The organism is Rhizobium sp. TH2 (assembly GCF_024707525.1).
Taxonomy (GTDB): Bacteria; Pseudomonadota; Alphaproteobacteria; order Rhizobiales; family Rhizobiaceae; genus Rhizobium_E.
In genome coordinates, this window is sequence record NZ_CP062231.1 from 3,960,319 (window position 1) to 3,977,746 (window position 17,428).

A 17,428-nucleotide genomic window follows, 5' to 3' on the forward strand; every position below is an offset into this window, starting at 1 on the left:
TCCCGTCTGTCGATCCCACGGAAATCACCTCATCTAGATTTGGATATGATCGCTAAACGCGCGGCCGGGATCTATGGCTATCTTTGACATTTATTGCTAAGAACGAGCAAGGTCATACTGCTTCCAAAAGGAAAGGCGAACCTTATGCCCAACGTCGCCCTCGGTCCTCACTATGAGGAGTTCATCAAAAGCCAACTGGATTCCGGCCGCTATAACAACGCGAGCGAGGTTGTGCGGGCGGGCCTACGGATGCTGGAAGACTTCGAAGATGCGCGGGAAAAGTGGCTGCGAGAAGAAATCCCTGCCCGGTACGATGAGCTTCTGAAAGACCCATCTCAAGCGATTCCGGCGGCAACCGTTCGCGCACGCTTTGAGGCAAAGCATCAAGCCCGTTCAACAGAATTCAAGTAGAGCATGGCGTACCAAATCGGCTACCACGGGAAAGCCGAGGCGGAACTTGACAAGCTCTATGAGCATATCGCGCTTCAAGCCGGGATTGGAGTCGCCGGCGACTATGTCGGCGGCCTCATCGATTTTATCGAAAGCCTGACGACCTTCCCTGAACGCGGAACTGTTCGCGAGGGCAAAATCCCCGGACTACGGATCATTGGCTGACAAAACATTACGCAGGAACTTCTCGAAGAGCGACTGTAACGCTGCCCCGTGCAAAACGAAAACCGCCCGCAGCTTGGCTGCGGGCGGATTCGTATCCAATATTACCGGTTGCCCGAACCTTATCAGCCGTTCGGGCCGCCCTTGAGGGCTGTCACCGCGCGGCGGTTCTGCGACCAGCAGGAAATGTCGTCGCAGACCGCGACCGGCTGTTCCTTGCCGTAGGAGATCGTCTTCATGCGGCCGCCATCGACGCCCTGGGCGACGAGGTAGTCGCGCGTGGCTTCGGCGCGGCGCGCACCGAGTGCAAGATTGTATTCGCGGGTGCCGCGTTCGTCGGCATGGCCTTCGACCACGATGCGATAGCTCGAATACTGGTTCAGCCACTGTGCCTGCTTGCGCAGCGTCTGCTGGGCGTCGGCACGGATCGAGGTCGAATCCGTATCGAAGAAGATGCGATCGCCGACATTGACGGTGAAGTCCTGCTGCGAGCCCGGCGTCGCCGAATTCTGCGTGTTCAGGCCGAGATCGTCGGCACTGTTGAGCTTGTTCTTCTTGGCGCAGCTTGCAAGTGCTATGCCGCAGACAAGGGCGATGACGAATGGATTGCGTGCGAGCGTCGCCATCTTGCCGGGTTTGTATGTTTCAGAATGGCTCATGGCCTGCTCCTAAGTCTTAATAATCACGGTTTCCAGACTCTAACCCGGTGGGGTTAACCTCGTTTCAACGATCGTGGTTAACAAACCGGAAATTGGCGCCTATTTCATAAAATCCTAATGAAACAGCCGCCGGCATTCTCCTCATGAATGCGCTCACTCGAGGAGCGGCGACCATGCCGGATCGGATGCGAAAGCCGGGGTCGGCACGCGCAACTCGTTGTAGCCCGACAGGTCGATCGAAAAGAGCGTCGGGCCACCGGCACCGGCACCCTGCCGGAAGAACATCAGCACACGCCCATTCGGCGCCCAGGTCGGGCCCTCGTTATGAAAGCCGGTAGTCAGGATACGCTCGCCCTGACCGTCGGGACGCATGACACCGATCGAGAACTTGCCGCCAGACTGCTTGGTGAAGGCGATCAGGTCACCCTTGGGCGACCACACCGGCGTCGAATAGGCGCCGTCACCGAACGAGATGCGGTTCTGGCCCGAGCCGTCGGCATTCATCACATAGAGTTGCTGTCGTCCGCCGCGATCGCTTTCGAAAACGATCTTCTGTCCGTCAGGCGAATAGGACGGGCCGGTATCGATCGCTGCCGTCGAGGTCAGGCGCGTCGTGGTGCGCGAACGCAGGTCCATGGTGAAGATATTGGCATTGCCCTTTTCCTGCAGGCTCATGATGACCCGCGAGCCATCCGGCGAAAAGCGCGGCGAAAACGTCATGCCAGGGAAATTGCCGACCACTTCGCGCTGCCCGGTTTCGAGCTGCAGCAGGTAGACCTTCGGCTGTTCGCCCTCGAAGGACATGTAGGTGACTTCCTGCTGGTTCGGCGAGAAGCGCGGGGTCAGCACGATGGACTTGGACTTGGTCAGGATCCGCATGTTGGCGCCATCCTGATCCATGATCGCGAGCTGGCGAACGCGGGCGGTCTTCGGGCCGGTCTCCGAGACGAAGACGATGCGGGTGTCGAAATAGCCCTTCTCGCCGGTCAGCTTCTCATAGACGGCATCGGCGATGATGTGCGCGACGCGGCGCCAGTTCTCCGGCCGGGTATAGAACTGCTGGCCGATCAGCTGCGTGCCGCCATAGACATCCCACAGCCGGAACTCGGCGCGCAGGCGGCCATCGGCTTCCTTGGTCACGCGGCCCGAGACCATGGCCTGGGCACTGATGGTCTGCCAATCCTGGAAACGGGGAGCAGCATCGGGATTGGTGATCTTCTGGATGAAGGCTTGCTTGCTGATGGGAGCGAAAAAGCCAGAGCGCTTTAGGTCCGCAGCGATCACGTCGCTGATCTGAACCCCAAGTTCATCGTTGGAAATCATGTCGGTGATGGCAATCGGCATGGGTTCAACGGTACCCTTGCGGATATCGAGCTTGACCTCCGCCTGTGCCGGCATCGCACAGAGTGCGAGCAGCCCAGCGATAACGAGGAGAGCTTTGATCATCTGGTGTTTCATCATCCTATATAAGCCTTTCAGCCATGTATTATGGTTTGCGGCGCGGAAACGCTTTCCGCCGATTGCCGTTCGCGTCACATCAATTCGCTCGGGTAGAAGCTGAGCTCGACGACTTTCCAGGTCTCGTACTTTTCCTTGGGCAGTATATCGAACGGCGCGGACTTCATGACCGCGCGCTTGGCACCACCCTCAAGCGCGCTCAGCGATGAGCCATCGCCGCCGGAACTTGTGATTTCGGGTTCGCCAATAACCTCGCCGTTCTCATCGAGTTCGAACCGAACCACGATTTTGACATCGCTCGAAGACACTTGGCCCGGCATCACGGTCCAGTTCTTTTCGATGAGACCCATCAGCGCGGCATTCTCATCTTGAGAAAGCTTTTCGCCGCCTGTCGCCTTCTTGGCGCCAAGCGATGCTTCCTGCTTGCTGCGCTTGGTGCCTCCTGCCTTGCTGTCGACCTTGCTCAGTTCCTGCGCGATCTCGTCGGTGTTGAAGTCGGTTTCCTTGGTGGTCGTGGATTTGGCCGATTTCGTGTTCTTGTCGGATTTCTTGCGATCCGGCTGCTTTTCGGGTTTCGCCTCGGCGACCTTCACCTCTTTCGGCTCTACCTTCTTTTCCTCGACCTTCTTCGGCTCGACCTTTGGCCGCATCACGGGGACCGGGACATTGTCCGGGATCGGCTCCTCGACCGCCTGCTCGACAGGCTCTTCCTGTTTGACCTCTTCGACCGGCTTAACCTCCGGCTTGACATCGACCTTGGGCTGCTCGATCGCAGCGACCTTTTCCTGTGTCGGCTCGATGGCGGTGTCTTCCCTCAGGATATCCTCGACATTTTCCGCCTGGGTAATCTTCTGATCGGGAATGACCTTCTCTGATGCCTTCTCCGCGCCGGCTTCCTGCACGTTGGACGGCTTCTCGGCCGGAGTCGGCACGGCCTTCAGGTCGAAATCGTTGTCGCCGGTATTCTCGGCGTTTTCCTTGACATCATCGCGCTTTGTCTTGGCGGAGGCCGACGTTTCCTTCTTCGGAGCCTCCTTGTCACCCTCTTGGAGCTGTGCCACATCCTCGATCGGCACCAGGTCAACCGGCATCGCTTCGGACATCGTCACCTCGAGAGGTGCCGGCGAAAATGAAAACAGCAGCCATGCCGCGAGAAGCGCGTGCAAACCGACAGATGTGATGAGGCTGGCCTTCATCGTCGTCCTGCTACTTCGGCGTTTCCGGCTGCGTCACAAGACCGATATTCTTGTAACCGGCGGCCTGGATGCGGCCCATGACACCCATGATCGCGCCATATTGGGTGCCACCATCGCCGCGTACGAAGATGCGCTCTTCGGCGCCGGTCTTGGCAATCGCCTGCAATTTCGGCACGACTTCGTCGATCGCGATCGGGACTTCGGTTTCATCGCCGAAGAAGATCTGGCCGTCCTTGTCAATCGAGATCGTGATCGGCTTTGTGTCCGAATTCATTTCCTTTGCCTGCGTTTCCGGCAGGTCGATCGGCACGCCCGTCGTCATCAGCGGCGCCGCGACCATGAAGATGATCAGCAGCACCAGCATGACGTCGACCATCGGTGTCACGTTGATTTCGCTCATCGGTGCCTTGCGGCCACCACTGCCACGGCGGCGGCCTCGGCCGCCTGATCCACCTGTCTGCGCTCCAGCCGACATTGCCATAGGAAGACTCCCTTACTGCGCCGCGGCGCGCGGCTGCAGCCGCTCGTCGATCTGGCGCGACAGGATGGCGGAGAACTCGTCCGCGAAGGCTTCCATGCGCGCCACCAGCTTGTTGGCGTCGCCCGAGAACTTGTTGTAGGCGATAACCGCCGGGATAGCGGCAACGAGGCCGATCGCGGTGGCGAGCAGCGCTTCGGCGATACCCGGTGCGACAACGGCGAGATTAGTGGATTTCGAAGCCGCGATGCCCTGGAACGAGGTCATGATGCCGACGACTGTACCGAACAGACCGACGAAGGGCGCGGCCGAGCCTATGGTCGCAAGCGAGGAAAGCCGGGCTTCAAGCGTTTCGGTTTCACGCGAGAGCGTGACGTCCATGGCGCGATCGATGCGCATCTGCAGCCCGATGGGTGAGCGCGCGCCGCGTTCGAAGCTCTTCTTCCATTCACGCATGGCGGACACGAATATCGTGGCCATCCCGGACGTCTGACGTTCCGACAAAGTCCGGTAAAGCTCTTCCAGCGATTGGCCGGACCAGAAGACCTGCTCGAAGCTGTCGAACTGGCGGCGGGCCCTATTGTAGTTGACCAGCTTGTCGACGACCATTGCCCAGGTCCAGACCGAAGCGCCGAGGAGGCCGATCATCACGAGCTTGACGACCCAGCTTGCCTGCATGAAGAGCGCCCACAAGCTTACATCTGCGTGTACGGCTGCCAGAGGTGCGGTTTCCATATGTTTTCAAATCCCCGAATCGAGACGCCCGGCCATGAGAGAATTCCCAGCCAGGCGGCCATTCACGTCTATCCATCGCTAATCGGCTGGTTTTGCAGCCTTTGGCATCGCCCTATCTGCATCCCAGCCTTCTTTACGCCAAATTTGGTCAAAGGAAGGCGTGCGATGCACAAATTTAACTGAAGTCAGTAAGACTCCATTATAGTTAAAAGAAGGTTATCAGGCGACTGGTTGAACGGCGCGACGATGCGGCGCAGGCTGTGGGAAACAGCCGGCGCCGCCAAAGAGAATCGATTCTATTTATTTGCTCCGGCTCACCGGCCGCCAGATTTGCATGATCACGCCAGACGCAAACAACCTTTGCTGCGCAAGCTTGAAATCGGTCTTAACCGGAGTGTCGGGGAAGAAGCGGAAACCACTGCCGACCGCGACCGGGAAGACGAGCATTCTGACTTCGTCGATCAGGTTATGCTCGAAGAGTTGATGTACGAGCGAATGGCTGCCCGGCACGAGGATCGGCCCGCCATCGCCTTGCTTGAGCACCTTCACCTCCTCGACGAACTCGCCCGAAAGCAACGACGAATTGTTCCATTCGAGCGACTTCAGCGTGCGCGAGAAGACATGCTTCGGCATCTCCGACAGCCGCAGCGACAAGGGATCGGTGCCTTGCGCGAAGCCTCCGGCGAAGGATTCATAGGTGACACGTCCGAGGAGAAGCGCGCTTGCCTCACGCGCCTCGTCTATTTTCATCTGGAACTCATCATCGCCGATGAACGGCGCGGCCCAGCCGGTGTGAGGATGGCCGGGCTCGCCGCCCGGCGCTTCCATGACACCGTCGAGAGTGACGAGCGGTGCAACAACCAGCTTTCTCATTTTGATTCCCACGCCTTGAGGTCCTCGATCAGCTCGACAAGGTTATCGACGGCGGAATTGCTGCCTTCGACGAAGCCGCCATTCACGTGCAAGTTCTTCATCTTGATCGTATCGAACAGCGTATGGATGGTGAGCATCGTGCGGCCGCCGGATTCATCGAAGGTGACGGTGACGATCATGCGGCCGGCATTCGGGCTCTCGAAGCCGTTGTCGTAACGGATCAGCTTGTCGGACACGATTTCGAGGTACTTGCCGCCGAAGGGCGGTCCCTCCTCGCCTTCGGGGCCGGTCATCTGGAAATGGAACTCGCCTCCGACGCGGAAATCCATCTCGCATTTGGTCAGCGGCCAGCCCTTGGGGCCGAACCATTTCATCATGTGCTCCGGCCTGCAATAGGCGAGGAAAAGCAGCCGCGCGGGCGCATCGAACATGCGCGTGATAACGAGTTCGCGATCGGCGACGGATTCGGTTGTCTGGCTCCTGGCGTCCATGGTCATTCTCCCTTTTCAATCAGTTCCTTGACGTAGGTATCGAGCTGGTCGAGGCTTTCCTCCCAGCAGCGCTTGTAGTTTCCAAGCCATTGCGATGCTTGCTTGAGAGGCGCGGCATTGATCCTCACCGGCCGGAATTGCGCCTCCCGACCGCGCGACACTAGCCCGGCACTTTCCAGCACTTTGATATGCTTGGTGATCGTCGGCTGGGCGAGCTTGAACGGCTCGACCAGTTCGTTGACCGTGGCCTCGCCATCGGCGAGGCGAGCAAGGATGGCGCGCCGGGTGGGATCGGCGAGCGCTCCGAAAACGAGATCGAGTTGAGCGGCGGTCTGCATTTTCATATTTCCATATAGCTATATTGCTATTTATCTATATAATGGCGATCAGAGCGCGTCAACCAGAATTTTTCCGGTCACCAAATCAGCTTTGCATGAGGATGTTGGCGGCTTTTACCGCCGCCGAGGCGCGGTTCTCGACGCCGAGCTTCACATAGATCTGCTCGAGATGCTTGTTGACGGTACGTGCCGACAGCCCGAGGATTTCACCGATGTCGCGATTGGATTTGCCCTTGGCGATCCAGGCCAGCACTTCGGATTCCCGCGCGGTGAGCGCGAAGTGCTGCTTAAGACGCTCGTTGTCGCTGCCCTGCGTCTGGCCGGTCAGACGGAAGAGATGCTCGTCCTGGCCGATTGATCCGAGGAATGAGAGCGCCAGCGAGGCCTCGCCGCCGGTTTCCATGACGAAGCCGGGATCCTTGTTTGTGCCGACCTGCCGGCGCTCTTCCATCCAGGTGAGGATGCGCGCAGCGACCAGATCGATGCCGTCGTCGCTACCGGTGGCGGCGTTGACCAGCCTGATCGCTTGCGGCGTCGACCATAGGATCCTGCCGTTGCCGCGCACCGCCAGCAGATGCCTGCCGGCGGCGTCGAGCGCCACGCGGGCACTCTGGGCGGAACGCGCATTGGCAAGATGGACGCGGATGCGGGCGCGCAATTCATCGACATTGATTGGCTTGGTGAGATAATCGACGCCCCCTGCCCCGAGCGCCCGAACCACATGCTCGGTCTCGGTGAGGCCGGTCATGAAAATCACCGGCACTTGCGCGGCGGCGGCATGCGATTTCAGCCGCTGGCACGTCTCGAATCCATCCATTCCGGGCATGACCGCATCAAGCAGGATGAGATCGGGCGTGATGCGGTCGGCGATCGAAAGAGCCGAGGCGCCAGACGTGGCGATCAGCACCGAATATCCGGATTCCTCCAGCGCCTCGGTGAGGAAGCTCAGCGATTCCGGGCTGTCATCGACCAGAAGCACGATGTCGCGCGGGCTTTCCACGGCATTCATGGCCCCGCCTCCTCGCGTTCGAGCTTGCGGAGATCGGCGAGATAGGCATCGATGTTGAAGGCCTTGATATGTGCGGTCATGACCTCCGCGAAATGCCGGTTATCGCCATGCTTTGCAAGGTCATTCAGCTTTGCCTCGATGCCGCGGACATAACCGATCTCGCCGAGCCGGATGAGTTCCTGCACATGGTCGGGTCCCGGGCTGCGGAAAGTCGGCTCGTGATGTCCGTTGATCACGGCCACGGGAATCGTGGCGTAAACCCATTCGAGCCCCATCCAGGTCGCGAGCTTGTCGTGCAACTGGCGGAAATCCACCGGCTTGGCGAGCGTATCGCTATGGTCGCTGCCGGGCAGCGTGCCCGCCGCCCCATCGCCGATATTGGCCGACAACATGATGACCGGCGCGCCGAACCCACCTGCTCGCAGCCTCGCCGCGAGTTCCCAGCCGTTCATACCGGGCATGGAAATGTCGACGAGGAAGATATCCGGCCGGGCGGCCTCGATCAGCATCAGGCAATCCGGACCCGAGATCGCGGTCAGCACGACAAAATCGAGCGGCACCAGCGCCTCGCGCATCAGCTCGCGATGTTCCTCATTGTCGTCAACGACCATGATCGTCCGGCGCGGCCCGGTATAGGTGAGAATCTTGCGATCGGGCGCCGGCGCGCTCGGTTTGTTGAGACCATAGAGCATCAGCCGCACCTTGAATTTCGTGCCGTGGCCATGTTCGCTTTCGACTGTGATCTCGCCGCCAAGCGTCTGAGTGAGCAGCCTCGTGATTGTCAGCCCAAGCCCGAGGCCGGGCGCGAGCTTGGCCTGATCACCAGTACCGCGCTGGAACGGCTCGAAAATCACCGGCAGGTCGCTCTCCGAAATGCCTGGGCCGGTATCGGCAACGGTCAGCGTGGCGACCTGTCCGCGATAGGCGAGATCGAGCGACACCGAACCGTCGCTGGTATATTTGACGGCATTGGAGAGCAGGTTGACGAGGATCTGCCTGAGCCGCTTTTCGTCGGTTCGCACATATTGCGGCAGCTTGTCGTCGATCGTCATGTTGAAGACCAGGCCTTTGGCCTCGGCCTGCGGCCGCATCATGCCGGTGACCTGATCGAGGAAATCGCGAATGTTGATCTCGTTGGAATAGACCTGCAGCCGGCCGGCCTCGATCTTGGAAATGTCGAGCAGGCCATCGATGAGGCCCGAGAGGTGATCGGCGCTGCGCTTGATCACCTTGATCGCCGAACGCTTGGCATCGGGAATCGACTCGTCGCGTTCGAGAAGCTGGGCATAGCCGAGCACGGCATTGAGCGGCGTGCGGAGCTCATGCGTGAGGCCGACGACATAGCGGCTCTTGGCGCGGTTGGCGGATTCGGCGGTCTCCTTGGCATATTGGAGCGCCGCGTCTGTCTTCTTGTGGGCGGCGATTTCCTTGAGCAGCAGCGTGTTCTGGCGCGAGGATTCCTCCTCCGCCACCACCCGGCTGTCATGCGCGAGCACAAAGAACCATGTGGCGATGCCGGTCAGGATCGCGAAGACCAGGAAGACGATCCACACCGTCGCATTGACCACGCCCGACGCCTCGGGCAGCACGCTGCCTGCGCGCTCGGCAATGATCCAAAGCACGGCGCCGATCAACGTCAGCGCCAGGATCGTGGTCATCGAGTAGCGGCCAAGGCGCGTTCCGAGCTTCTCGACAACTGAATCGGGTAAAATGGCGCGTGCCACTTCAGTAGCCTGGTATTGCAGCCGGGCCTTGGGCTTACAGAGGTCGTGGCAACGGCTGTCGAGCGAGCAGCAGAGCGAACAGATCGGGGCGGCATAGGCCGGGCACCACGCCATGTCCTCCGGCTCGAACGGATGCTCGCAGATCGAGCAGGTGATCGTGGCAAGGTTCTTCCACTGGTGGCGCGGCTTGCGGGCCAGATAGTATTTGCCCTTCGTCGCCCAGGCGATTGCCGGCACCGAGATGAACGCCACGACAGGCGTGATGTAGATGGCGAGCGAGCCGACATAGGCGCCGAACAGGCCAAAATGCGCGGCCAGCGCGATAGCCACCGTGATGGTCATGCTGCCTACGCCCACCGGATTGATGTCGTAGAGATGTGCCCGCTTGAACTCGATTCCGGGCGGAGACAGGCCCAGTGGCTTGTTGATGAAGAGATCGGCCGAAATCGAGCAGAGCCAGGCCGCCGAGATGATCGAGAAGACACCGAGCGTTTCCTCGAGCAGTTTGTAGATGCCGAGTTCCATCAAGAGCAGCGCGATGGCGACATTGAAGAACAGCCAGACCACGCGGCCGGGATGACTATGCGTCAGCCGCGAGAAGAAATTCGACCAGGCGAGTGAGCCGGCATAAGCGTTCATCACATTGATCTTGAGCTGCGAGACCACGACGAAGGCCGCTGTCAGGATCAGGGCAAGCGTGTGGTTCGGCACCATGTAGCCGAAGGCGGTGACATACATATGCGCCGGATCGGCCGCTTGGCTGGCGGGAATGCCCGAACTCAGCGCCAGCACGACGAGAAACGAGCCCGCAAGAAGCTTCGGCGCGCCCACGACGACCCAGCCGGGTCCTGCCAGGAACCGCATGACCCGCTGGACGATCGATGGCGGCTTGTGATCCGCCGGCAGGAAGCGGAGGAAGTCGACCTGTTCGCCGATCTGCGCCATCAGCGACAGTATGACCGCCGACGCCGCCCCGAACATCGCAAGATCGAACGGCGCGATGGTGCCGATCTCCCCCGATTCATGCCCCCTGCCCGCAAAACCCAGCCAGATATCGAACTTCTGCCAGTCCGACATGGCGATGAAGATAAAGGGCAGGATATTGAGCACGATCCACACCGGCTGGGTGAGCAGTTGGAACCGCGAGATCATCCGCACGCCGTGGGTGACCAGTGGGATCACCGCGAGCGCCGAGATGATGTAGCCGAGCCAGAGCGGGATGCCGAAGACGAGCTCCAGCGCGCCCGTCATAATCGAGGCTTCGATGGCAAACAGGATGAAGGTGAAGCTGGCATAGATCAGCGACGTGACCGTCGAGCCGATATAACCGAAGCCCGCGCCGCGCGTCAGCAGGTCGATATCGACACCGTGCCGGATCGCATACCGGCTGATCGGGATGCCGATCAGCAGCAACAGAACCGATGCTACGATGATCGCGAAGATCGCATTGGTCGTGCCGTAGGACAGCGTGATGGCACCGCCCACGGCTTCCAGCGCCAGGAAGGAGATCGCACCAATGGCAGTCTGGGAAATCCGCGACGGCGAATATTGCCGGGCGCTCTTGGCGGTGAAACGCAGCGCGTAATCCTCAAGGGTCTGATTGGCGACCCAGCGGTTATAGTCGCGGCGAACGGGAATGATACGTTGGCGCGCCGTCTGATGCGTCGTCCGCACGGCATCATTGCCTATTTCTGAGGCAGATTTCAGATTTGCGGAATTTTCGTTCATTTCTTATCAAAAGCACGATGTGACGCGAGCCGCAAGAGGCACCAAGCCCAATCCGATGGTTAGGCAATTACCTAATTGATGTTGACACGGCATCCCGGATACCTTACTAAGGCATATGCCTAATCATGATCCGCATATCGTCCAGATGTTCAGCGCGCTCGGTGACCAGACCCGGCTTGGTGTGATCTCCCGTCTAGCGACCGGACCGGCAAGCGTTGGCGAGATGGCGGGGGATGCGCGTATGGCGCTTCCCTCCTTCATGCAGCATCTCGGCATCCTGGAAGCCTGCGGCCTGATCAAGTCGGAAAAGGTGGGCCGTATTCGTATCTGCCGGCTGGAACCGGACGCACTGTCGCGCGCGCGAGACTGGATCGAACAGCAGCGCGCAGTCTGGGTCAACAAGCTGGATTCGCTCGATGATTATCTCGCCGAAAAGATGGACGAAGAGGAAGGAACGAGAAAATGACCATCACCGCCCATGACACGATCGTCTTCGAACGCTGTTTCGTCGCACCGCTTCCAATGCTCTACAAGGCTTTCATGGATCCGGTCGCCCGCTGCCGCTGGGGAGCGCCCTCCCCCACTGCCGTCATCATCTACGATCAGGAGGATTTTCGTGTCGGCGGGCGTGATCTGTCACGCTGTGGCTCGAAGGACGATCCACGCTTCCATGTAGAGGCGACCTATCTCGATATCGTTCCCGAAAGCCGCATCGTCTATTCGGAGGCCGTCACGGAAGGTGGCAAACGGCTTTCGGCCGCGCTTCATACCATCGAGATGAAATCGACAGATGGCCAATCGTCGCTCAGGATCACGGTGCAGATCGCTGCCTTCGACGGCGCTGCCATGGCCGACGGCGTGCGCCACGGCTTCCGCGCGGCGCTCGACAATCTCACACGGGAGCTGGCGGGGTAGATCTTCCCCATTTCCCCCTCTCCGGTACGTTAAATGACGTATATCGCGGTGCACAATTCGGACGGATAGTTCCCTCAAGACGGCGGATGTTAAGCACGCGTTAATCCGCTGCTCGATGCTCAACAGAGGGGAAATCCAATGAAAATCAAGAACCTGATGACAGGTGCGATACTGGCTGGCATGCTTTCCGCAACCATGTTCCAGAGCGCATACGCCGCTGAAGACACGATCAAGATCGGCATCCTGCATTCGCTGTCGGGCACGATGGCGATTTCCGAGACCACGCTGAAAGACGCTATGCTGATGCTCGTCGAGGAGCAGAACAAGAAGGGTGGCGTTCTCGGCAAGAAAATCGAAGCCGTCGTCGTCGATCCGGCTTCCGACTGGCCGCTGTTTGCCGAAAAGGCCCGGGACCTGATCGAAAAGGACAAGGTCGCCGCCGTGTTCGGCTGCTGGACCTCGTCGTCGCGCAAATCGGTCCTGCCGGTGTTCGAAGAGCTCAACTCCATCCTCTTCTACCCCGTCCAATATGAAGGCGAAGAGTCTTCGCGCAACATCTTCTACACAGGTGCCGCCCCCAACCAGCAGGCGATCCCGGCCGTCGATTACCTGATGGCAACGGAAGGCGTTGAGCGCTGGGTTCTCGCTGGCACCGACTACGTCTATCCGCAGACGACCAACAAGATCCTCAAGGCCTATCTCGAAGCCAAGGGCGTGAAGCCCGAGGACATCATGGTCAACTACACGCCGTTCGGTCATTCGGATTGGCAGACCATCGTCTCCGACATCAAGAAGTTCGGCTCGTCGGGCAAGAAGACCGCCGTGGTTTCCACCATCAATGGTGACGCCAACGTTCCGTTCTACAAGGAACTCGGCAACCAGGGCATCAAGGCTGAAGACATTCCGGTCGTCGCCTTCTCGGTCGGTGAAGAAGAACTGGCCGGTCTCGACACCGCGCCGCTCGTCGGCCACCTGGCTGCCTGGAACTACTTCCAGTCCGTCGATGCGCCGGTGAATGCCGAGTTCATCAAGACCTGGAAAGCCTATACCAAGAACGACAAGCGCGTGACCAACGACCCGATGGAAGCCGCCTATATCGGCTTCAACGCCTGGGTTAAGGCTGTCGAGGCGGCCGGCACCACCGACACCGATCCGGTCCTCGATGCCATCATCGGCGTCTCGGTTCCGAACCTCTCGGGCGGCACCTCGACCGTCATGCCGAACCACCACATCACCAAGCCGGTGCTGATCGGTGAAATTCAGGCTGACGGCCAGTTCGAAATCGTCCAGCAGACCCCGGCCGTCGTCGGCGACGAATGGTCCGATTACCTGGCCGACTCCAAGGACCTGATCTCCGATTGGCGCAAGCCCATGGCCTGCGGCAACTTCAACGTCGCCACCGGCAAATGCGGCGGCAAGGGCTCCTGATCATCCTTCACCCCAGGGATGAAATCCGGAGCGGGCAGTGACGAACTGCCCGCTCTGTTTTCCGAGATATTCAAGACGGTGGACCTACGATGTCTCGCACGCTCGCAATACACAACCAGCCGGTTTACGGGTGCGATCCGCGCCGTCATATAGGGTGGCGCTCTCTTCTAGTCGTCCTGCTGGCGCTGTGCCTGTTCACCGTTGTCTTCGGGCGGATCGGCCATGCCGCCGATGACCTGAAAACCCAGATCGACGAACTGGCGACCATCAAGCTTCCGCAGATGGCGGAAAAGGTCCAAGCGCTCGCCTCGACCGGCGACCCGAAGGTGGTTCCGGTCCTCGAAGCGCTCGGCGAAGGCGACCTCTATTTCCGCAAGTCCGATAACGTGGTCTTCCTGACCAAGCCCGCCGGCGCCAACTTCACTTTGATCGATCCGCTCTCCGGCGAGACTATCGGCGAGGAGGCCAAGGGCGCGCTGACCAAGATCCGCGTCAACAACAGCCTGCGCCGTACCATCCGTTCCGCGTTGGGCGGCCTGACGCTGTTGAGCGATGACCGCAATGTGCGCCTCCAGGCAGCCGATGCCGTCCTGAAATCCCCGAGCGCCGAAAATCTCGGCCTGCTCGAAACCGCCATCGCCAAGGAAACTGATCCGGCGGTGAAAACCCGCATGGAGACGGCGCGCGCGGTCTCCATACTGACCTCCGATCGCAGCGCCGACGAAAAGCGCGCGGCAATCGCGATGATTGGAGAAAAGGTCGGCGGGCGCGACGCGGTCGGCATCCTGATGACGGCGGCCCCCTCGCTCGATCTATCCCTGAAACCCGATCTCGACACGGCCATCGCCAGGATCCAGAGCACGCTTGCCTTCTGGGATCTCGGCCAGAATGTCTGGTACGGCATCTCGCTCGGCTCGGTCCTGCTATTGGCCGCAATCGGGCTCGCCATCACCTTCGGCGTCATGGGCATCATCAACATGGCGCATGGCGAAATGGTCATGCTCGGCGCCTATTCGACCTTCGTGGTGCAGGACATCGTGCGCGACAATTTCCCCGGCCTCTTCGATTGGTCCCTGGCTATCGCCCTGCCCGTCGCCTTCATCGTCACCGGCGCGGTCGGCCTGATCCTCGAACGCGGCGTCATCCGCTTCCTCTATGGTCGGCCGCTCGAAACGCTGCTCGCCACCTGGGGCATTTCGCTCATCCTGCAACAGCTGATCCGCTCGATTTTCGGCCCGACCAACCAGGAAGTCGGCAATCCCAGTTGGATGTCCGGCTCCTTCCCGCTCGGCGGCATGACGATCACCTGGAACCGCATGTGGATCGTGCTGTTCTCGCTCTCGGTATTCTTCGCGCTGCTGGCGCTGATGAAGCGCTCACCCTTCGGGCTGCAGATGCGTGCCGTGACCCAGAACCGGCGCATGGCCTCGTCCATGGGCATCCGCACGCCATGGGTCGATGCCTTCACCTTCGCGCTCGGCTCGGGCATAGCCGGCATAGCGGGTGTCGCACTCAGCCAGATCGACAATGTGTCGCCCAATCTCGGCCAAAGCTACATCATCGACAGCTTCATGGTCGTCGTGTTCGGCGGCGTCGGCAATCTCTGGGGCACGCTGGTCGGCGCGCTGTCGCTCGGCATCCTCAACAAGTTCCTCGAACCGACGGTCGGCGCCGTGCTGGGCAAGATCCTCGTCCTCGTCCTCATCATCCTTTTCATCCAGAAGCGGCCGCGCGGTCTCTTCGCACTCAAGGGAAGGGCGATCGAAGCATGATAACCGGCTTTCTTCTCCGCGCACTCGACCAGAGAATCATCATCGCCATCGCCATCATCCTGGCCGTTGCCGTGCTGGTGCCCGCCTCCAATCTGATGCTGCCGGTGGACAGCGCGTTCCGCATCCCGACCTATGTCATGAGCCTGATGGGCAAATACCTCACCTACGCACTGCTGGCGCTGACGCTGGATCTGGTCTGGGGCTATTGCGGCATCCTCTCGCTCGGCCACGCCGCCTTCTTCTCGCTCGGCGGCTATGCCATGGGCATGTACCTGATGCGCCAGATCGGCCCGCGTGGTGTCTATGGCAACCCCATCCTGCCCGATTTCATGGTCTTCCTGAACTGGAAGGAGCTGCCGTGGTTCTGGCACGGCTTCGACATGTTCTGGTTCGCGGCGCTGATGGTGGTCGTGGTGCCTGGCCTGCTGGCCTTCATCTTCGGCTGGTTTGCCTTCCGCAGCCGCGTCAACGGCGTCTATCTCTCGATCATCACCCAGGCGATGACCTACGCGCTGCTGCTCGCCTTCTTCCGCAACGACATGGGCTTTGGCGGCAATAACGGCCTGACCGATTTCAAGGAAATCCTCGGTTACTCGGTGCAGGCCGATGGCACCCGTGCCTCGCTCTTTGCCGCCACCGCGATCATGCTGGCGGTCTGCCTGCTGATCTCCTCGGCGATCGTGCGTTCGAAATATGGCAAGGTGCTGATCGGTGTGCGCGATGCCGAAAGCCGCACGCGCTTCCTCGGCTACCGGGTCGAGAACATCAAGCTCTTCACCTTCGTCGTATCGGCCATGATGGCAGGCATCGCCGGCGCGCTTTTCGTCCCGCAGGTCGGCATCATCAATCCGGGCGAATTCGAGCCGGGAAATTCGATCGAGGTCGTCATCTGGACGGCGGTCGGCGGGCGCGGCACGCTTGTAGGCCCGATCATCGGCGCGGTGCTGGTCAATGCCGGCAAGACCTTCTTCACCGGCGCCTTCCCCGAGGTCTGGCTGTTCGCGCTGGGCGCCCTCTTCGTGCTGGTCACGCTGTTCCTGCCCAAAGGGATCGTCGGCACCTGGCAGCAGTACATGGCCCGCCGGAAGGAATATTCTGCCGCCGCTGCCAAGGAAAAATCCCGCGTGGTTGACATGCCTGCCGCCATCGCCGAACCGGGAGCCGCAGAATGAACGCCGTCAACAAGGAAATGAAGCCGAAAAGCATCCTCTATCTCGATGGCGTGTCGGTGTCCTTCGATGGCTTCAAGGCGCTGAACTCGCTCTCTTTCGTGGTCGAACCGGGCGAACTGCGCGCCATCATCGGCCCCAATGGCGCCGGCAAGACGACGATGATGGACATCATCACCGGCAAGACCCGGCCCGATTCCGGCGACGTATTCTTCAACGGCGATATCGACCTCACCAAGATGGACGAGGCGGCGATCGCCCAGCTCGGCATCGGCCGCAAGTTCCAGAAGCCTACTGTGTTCGAAAGCCATACCGTCTGGGACAATCTCGAACTGGCGCTCAACCGCAGCCGCAGCGTCTTCGGCACGCTGTTCTACACACTCTCGGCCGCCGACAAGGAGCGCATCGAGGAAATCCTCGAGATCGTGCGGATGAGCCATCGCAAGGACGATTACGGCGCCAATCTCAGCCACGGCCAGAAGCAATGGCTGGAGATCGGCATGCTGCTGGCGCAGGAACCCAAGTTGCTCTTGGTCGATGAACCGGTCGCCGGCATGACCGACGCCGAGACCGCTGAAACCGCGATCCTGCTCAAAGACATCGCCAAGACGCGGTCGGTGGTGGTCGTCGAGCACGACATGGGTTTCATCCGCGATCTCGGCGTCAAGGTGACATGTCTGGCGGAAGGATCGGTTCTCGCCGAAGGCTCGATCGACTTCGTCAGCGCCGACCCGAAGGTGATCGAGAATTATCTTGGACGGTGAGCGGAAATAGAAAACGGCAATTGAACGTCAATGAGAAATAGGCTTCAAACTGATGCAACCTTTCCTCATTGGAGTTTCA

Annotated in this window: 18 protein-coding genes; 8 read left to right on the forward strand and 10 right to left on the reverse strand. The window is 60.2% G+C overall.

The window, feature by feature from the left end; all coding sequences use genetic code 11:
- The first annotated feature begins 144 nt into the window (after window positions 1-144).
- Window positions 145-411, forward strand: coding sequence for a type II toxin-antitoxin system ParD family antitoxin (locus IHQ71_RS19590; RefSeq protein ID WP_258158114.1), 267 nt, complete (start codon window positions 145-147; stop codon window positions 409-411).
- Between the two features lie 3 nt (window positions 412-414).
- Window positions 415-615 (forward strand): type II toxin-antitoxin system RelE/ParE family toxin, encoded by a 201-nt coding sequence (locus IHQ71_RS19595; protein ID WP_258158115.1) that lies wholly within the window; start codon window positions 415-417, stop codon window positions 613-615.
- A 122-nt stretch (window positions 616-737) separates the two neighbouring features.
- On the opposite strand, the gene pal is transcribed toward IHQ71_RS19595, so the two are convergent.
- From pal to IHQ71_RS19645, 10 genes are all read right to left on the reverse strand, one after another.
- Window positions 738-1,271: a peptidoglycan-associated lipoprotein Pal gene (gene pal, locus IHQ71_RS19600; protein WP_258158116.1), complete on the reverse strand. Its 534-nt coding sequence runs from the start codon at window positions 1,269-1,271 to the stop codon at window positions 738-740.
- A 153-nt stretch (window positions 1,272-1,424) separates the two neighbouring features.
- On the reverse strand, window positions 1,425-2,717 hold the full coding sequence (gene tolB, locus IHQ71_RS19605; protein WP_374989885.1) for a Tol-Pal system beta propeller repeat protein TolB: 1,293 nt from the start codon (window positions 2,715-2,717) through the stop codon (window positions 1,425-1,427).
- 86 nt (window positions 2,718-2,803) lie between these two features.
- Entirely contained in the window at window positions 2,804-3,925 is a 1,122-nt protein-coding gene (locus IHQ71_RS19610; protein ID WP_258158118.1) for a hypothetical protein, read from the reverse strand.
- Window positions 3,926-3,935: 10 nt separating this feature from the next.
- A complete protein-coding gene (gene tolR, locus IHQ71_RS19615) occupies window positions 3,936-4,406 on the reverse strand; it encodes a protein TolR (RefSeq protein ID WP_258158119.1) in 471 nt (156 codons plus the stop codon).
- Window positions 4,407-4,418: 12 nt separating this feature from the next.
- Window positions 4,419-5,138: a protein TolQ gene (tolQ, locus tag IHQ71_RS19620; protein ID WP_258158120.1), complete on the reverse strand. Its 720-nt coding sequence runs from the start codon at window positions 5,136-5,138 to the stop codon at window positions 4,419-4,421.
- A 300-nt stretch (window positions 5,139-5,438) separates the two neighbouring features.
- Window positions 5,439-6,011 carry a dihydrofolate reductase family protein gene (locus IHQ71_RS19625; RefSeq protein WP_258158121.1) on the reverse strand — a complete coding sequence of 191 codons (573 nt, stop codon included), beginning with the start codon at window positions 6,009-6,011 and terminating at the stop codon, window positions 5,439-5,441.
- Window positions 6,008-6,502 (reverse strand): SRPBCC domain-containing protein, encoded by a 495-nt coding sequence (locus tag IHQ71_RS19630; protein ID WP_258158122.1) that lies wholly within the window; start codon window positions 6,500-6,502, stop codon window positions 6,008-6,010. Before IHQ71_RS19630 ends, IHQ71_RS19625 begins: the two co-directional genes overlap by 4 nt.
- Before the next feature lie 2 nt (window positions 6,503-6,504).
- On the reverse strand, window positions 6,505-6,840 hold the full coding sequence (locus tag IHQ71_RS19635) for a helix-turn-helix transcriptional regulator (protein ID WP_258158123.1): 336 nt from the start codon (window positions 6,838-6,840) through the stop codon (window positions 6,505-6,507).
- An 85-nt stretch (window positions 6,841-6,925) separates the two neighbouring features.
- Window positions 6,926-7,849 (reverse strand): response regulator transcription factor, encoded by a 924-nt coding sequence (locus tag IHQ71_RS19640; protein ID WP_258158124.1) that lies wholly within the window; start codon window positions 7,847-7,849, stop codon window positions 6,926-6,928.
- Window positions 7,846-11,247, reverse strand: a complete 3,402-nt coding sequence (locus tag IHQ71_RS19645) for a hybrid sensor histidine kinase/response regulator (protein WP_258158125.1) — start codon at window positions 11,245-11,247, stop codon at window positions 7,846-7,848. The genes IHQ71_RS19640 and IHQ71_RS19645 overlap by 4 nt, the downstream gene beginning before the upstream one ends.
- Window positions 11,248-11,416: 169 nt before the next feature.
- Here IHQ71_RS19645 and IHQ71_RS19650 point away from each other — a divergent pair, with 169 nt between their 5' ends.
- From IHQ71_RS19650 to urtD, 6 genes are all read left to right on the forward strand, one after another.
- Complete coding sequence (locus IHQ71_RS19650) at window positions 11,417-11,767, forward strand: helix-turn-helix transcriptional regulator (RefSeq protein WP_258158126.1); 351 nt, start codon at window positions 11,417-11,419, stop codon at window positions 11,765-11,767.
- Window positions 11,764-12,216 (forward strand): SRPBCC family protein, encoded by a 453-nt coding sequence (locus IHQ71_RS19655; RefSeq protein WP_258158127.1) that lies wholly within the window; start codon window positions 11,764-11,766, stop codon window positions 12,214-12,216. Before IHQ71_RS19650 ends, IHQ71_RS19655 begins: the two co-directional genes overlap by 4 nt.
- 138 nt (window positions 12,217-12,354) lie before the next feature.
- A complete protein-coding gene (urtA, locus tag IHQ71_RS19660) occupies window positions 12,355-13,644 on the forward strand; it encodes an urea ABC transporter substrate-binding protein (protein ID WP_258158128.1) in 1,290 nt (429 codons plus the stop codon).
- Window positions 13,645-13,925: 281 nt separating this feature from the next.
- A complete protein-coding gene (gene urtB, locus IHQ71_RS19665) occupies window positions 13,926-15,416 on the forward strand; it encodes an urea ABC transporter permease subunit UrtB (RefSeq protein ID WP_258162886.1) in 1,491 nt (496 codons plus the stop codon).
- Window positions 15,413-16,588 carry an urea ABC transporter permease subunit UrtC gene (urtC, locus tag IHQ71_RS19670; protein ID WP_258158129.1) on the forward strand — a complete coding sequence of 392 codons (1,176 nt, stop codon included), beginning with the start codon at window positions 15,413-15,415 and terminating at the stop codon, window positions 16,586-16,588. The genes urtB and urtC overlap by 4 nt, the downstream gene beginning before the upstream one ends.
- On the forward strand, window positions 16,585-17,349 hold the full coding sequence (urtD, locus tag IHQ71_RS19675) for an urea ABC transporter ATP-binding protein UrtD (RefSeq protein ID WP_258158130.1): 765 nt from the start codon (window positions 16,585-16,587) through the stop codon (window positions 17,347-17,349). Before urtC ends, urtD begins: the two co-directional genes overlap by 4 nt.
- Window positions 17,350-17,428: the final 79 nt, after the last annotated feature.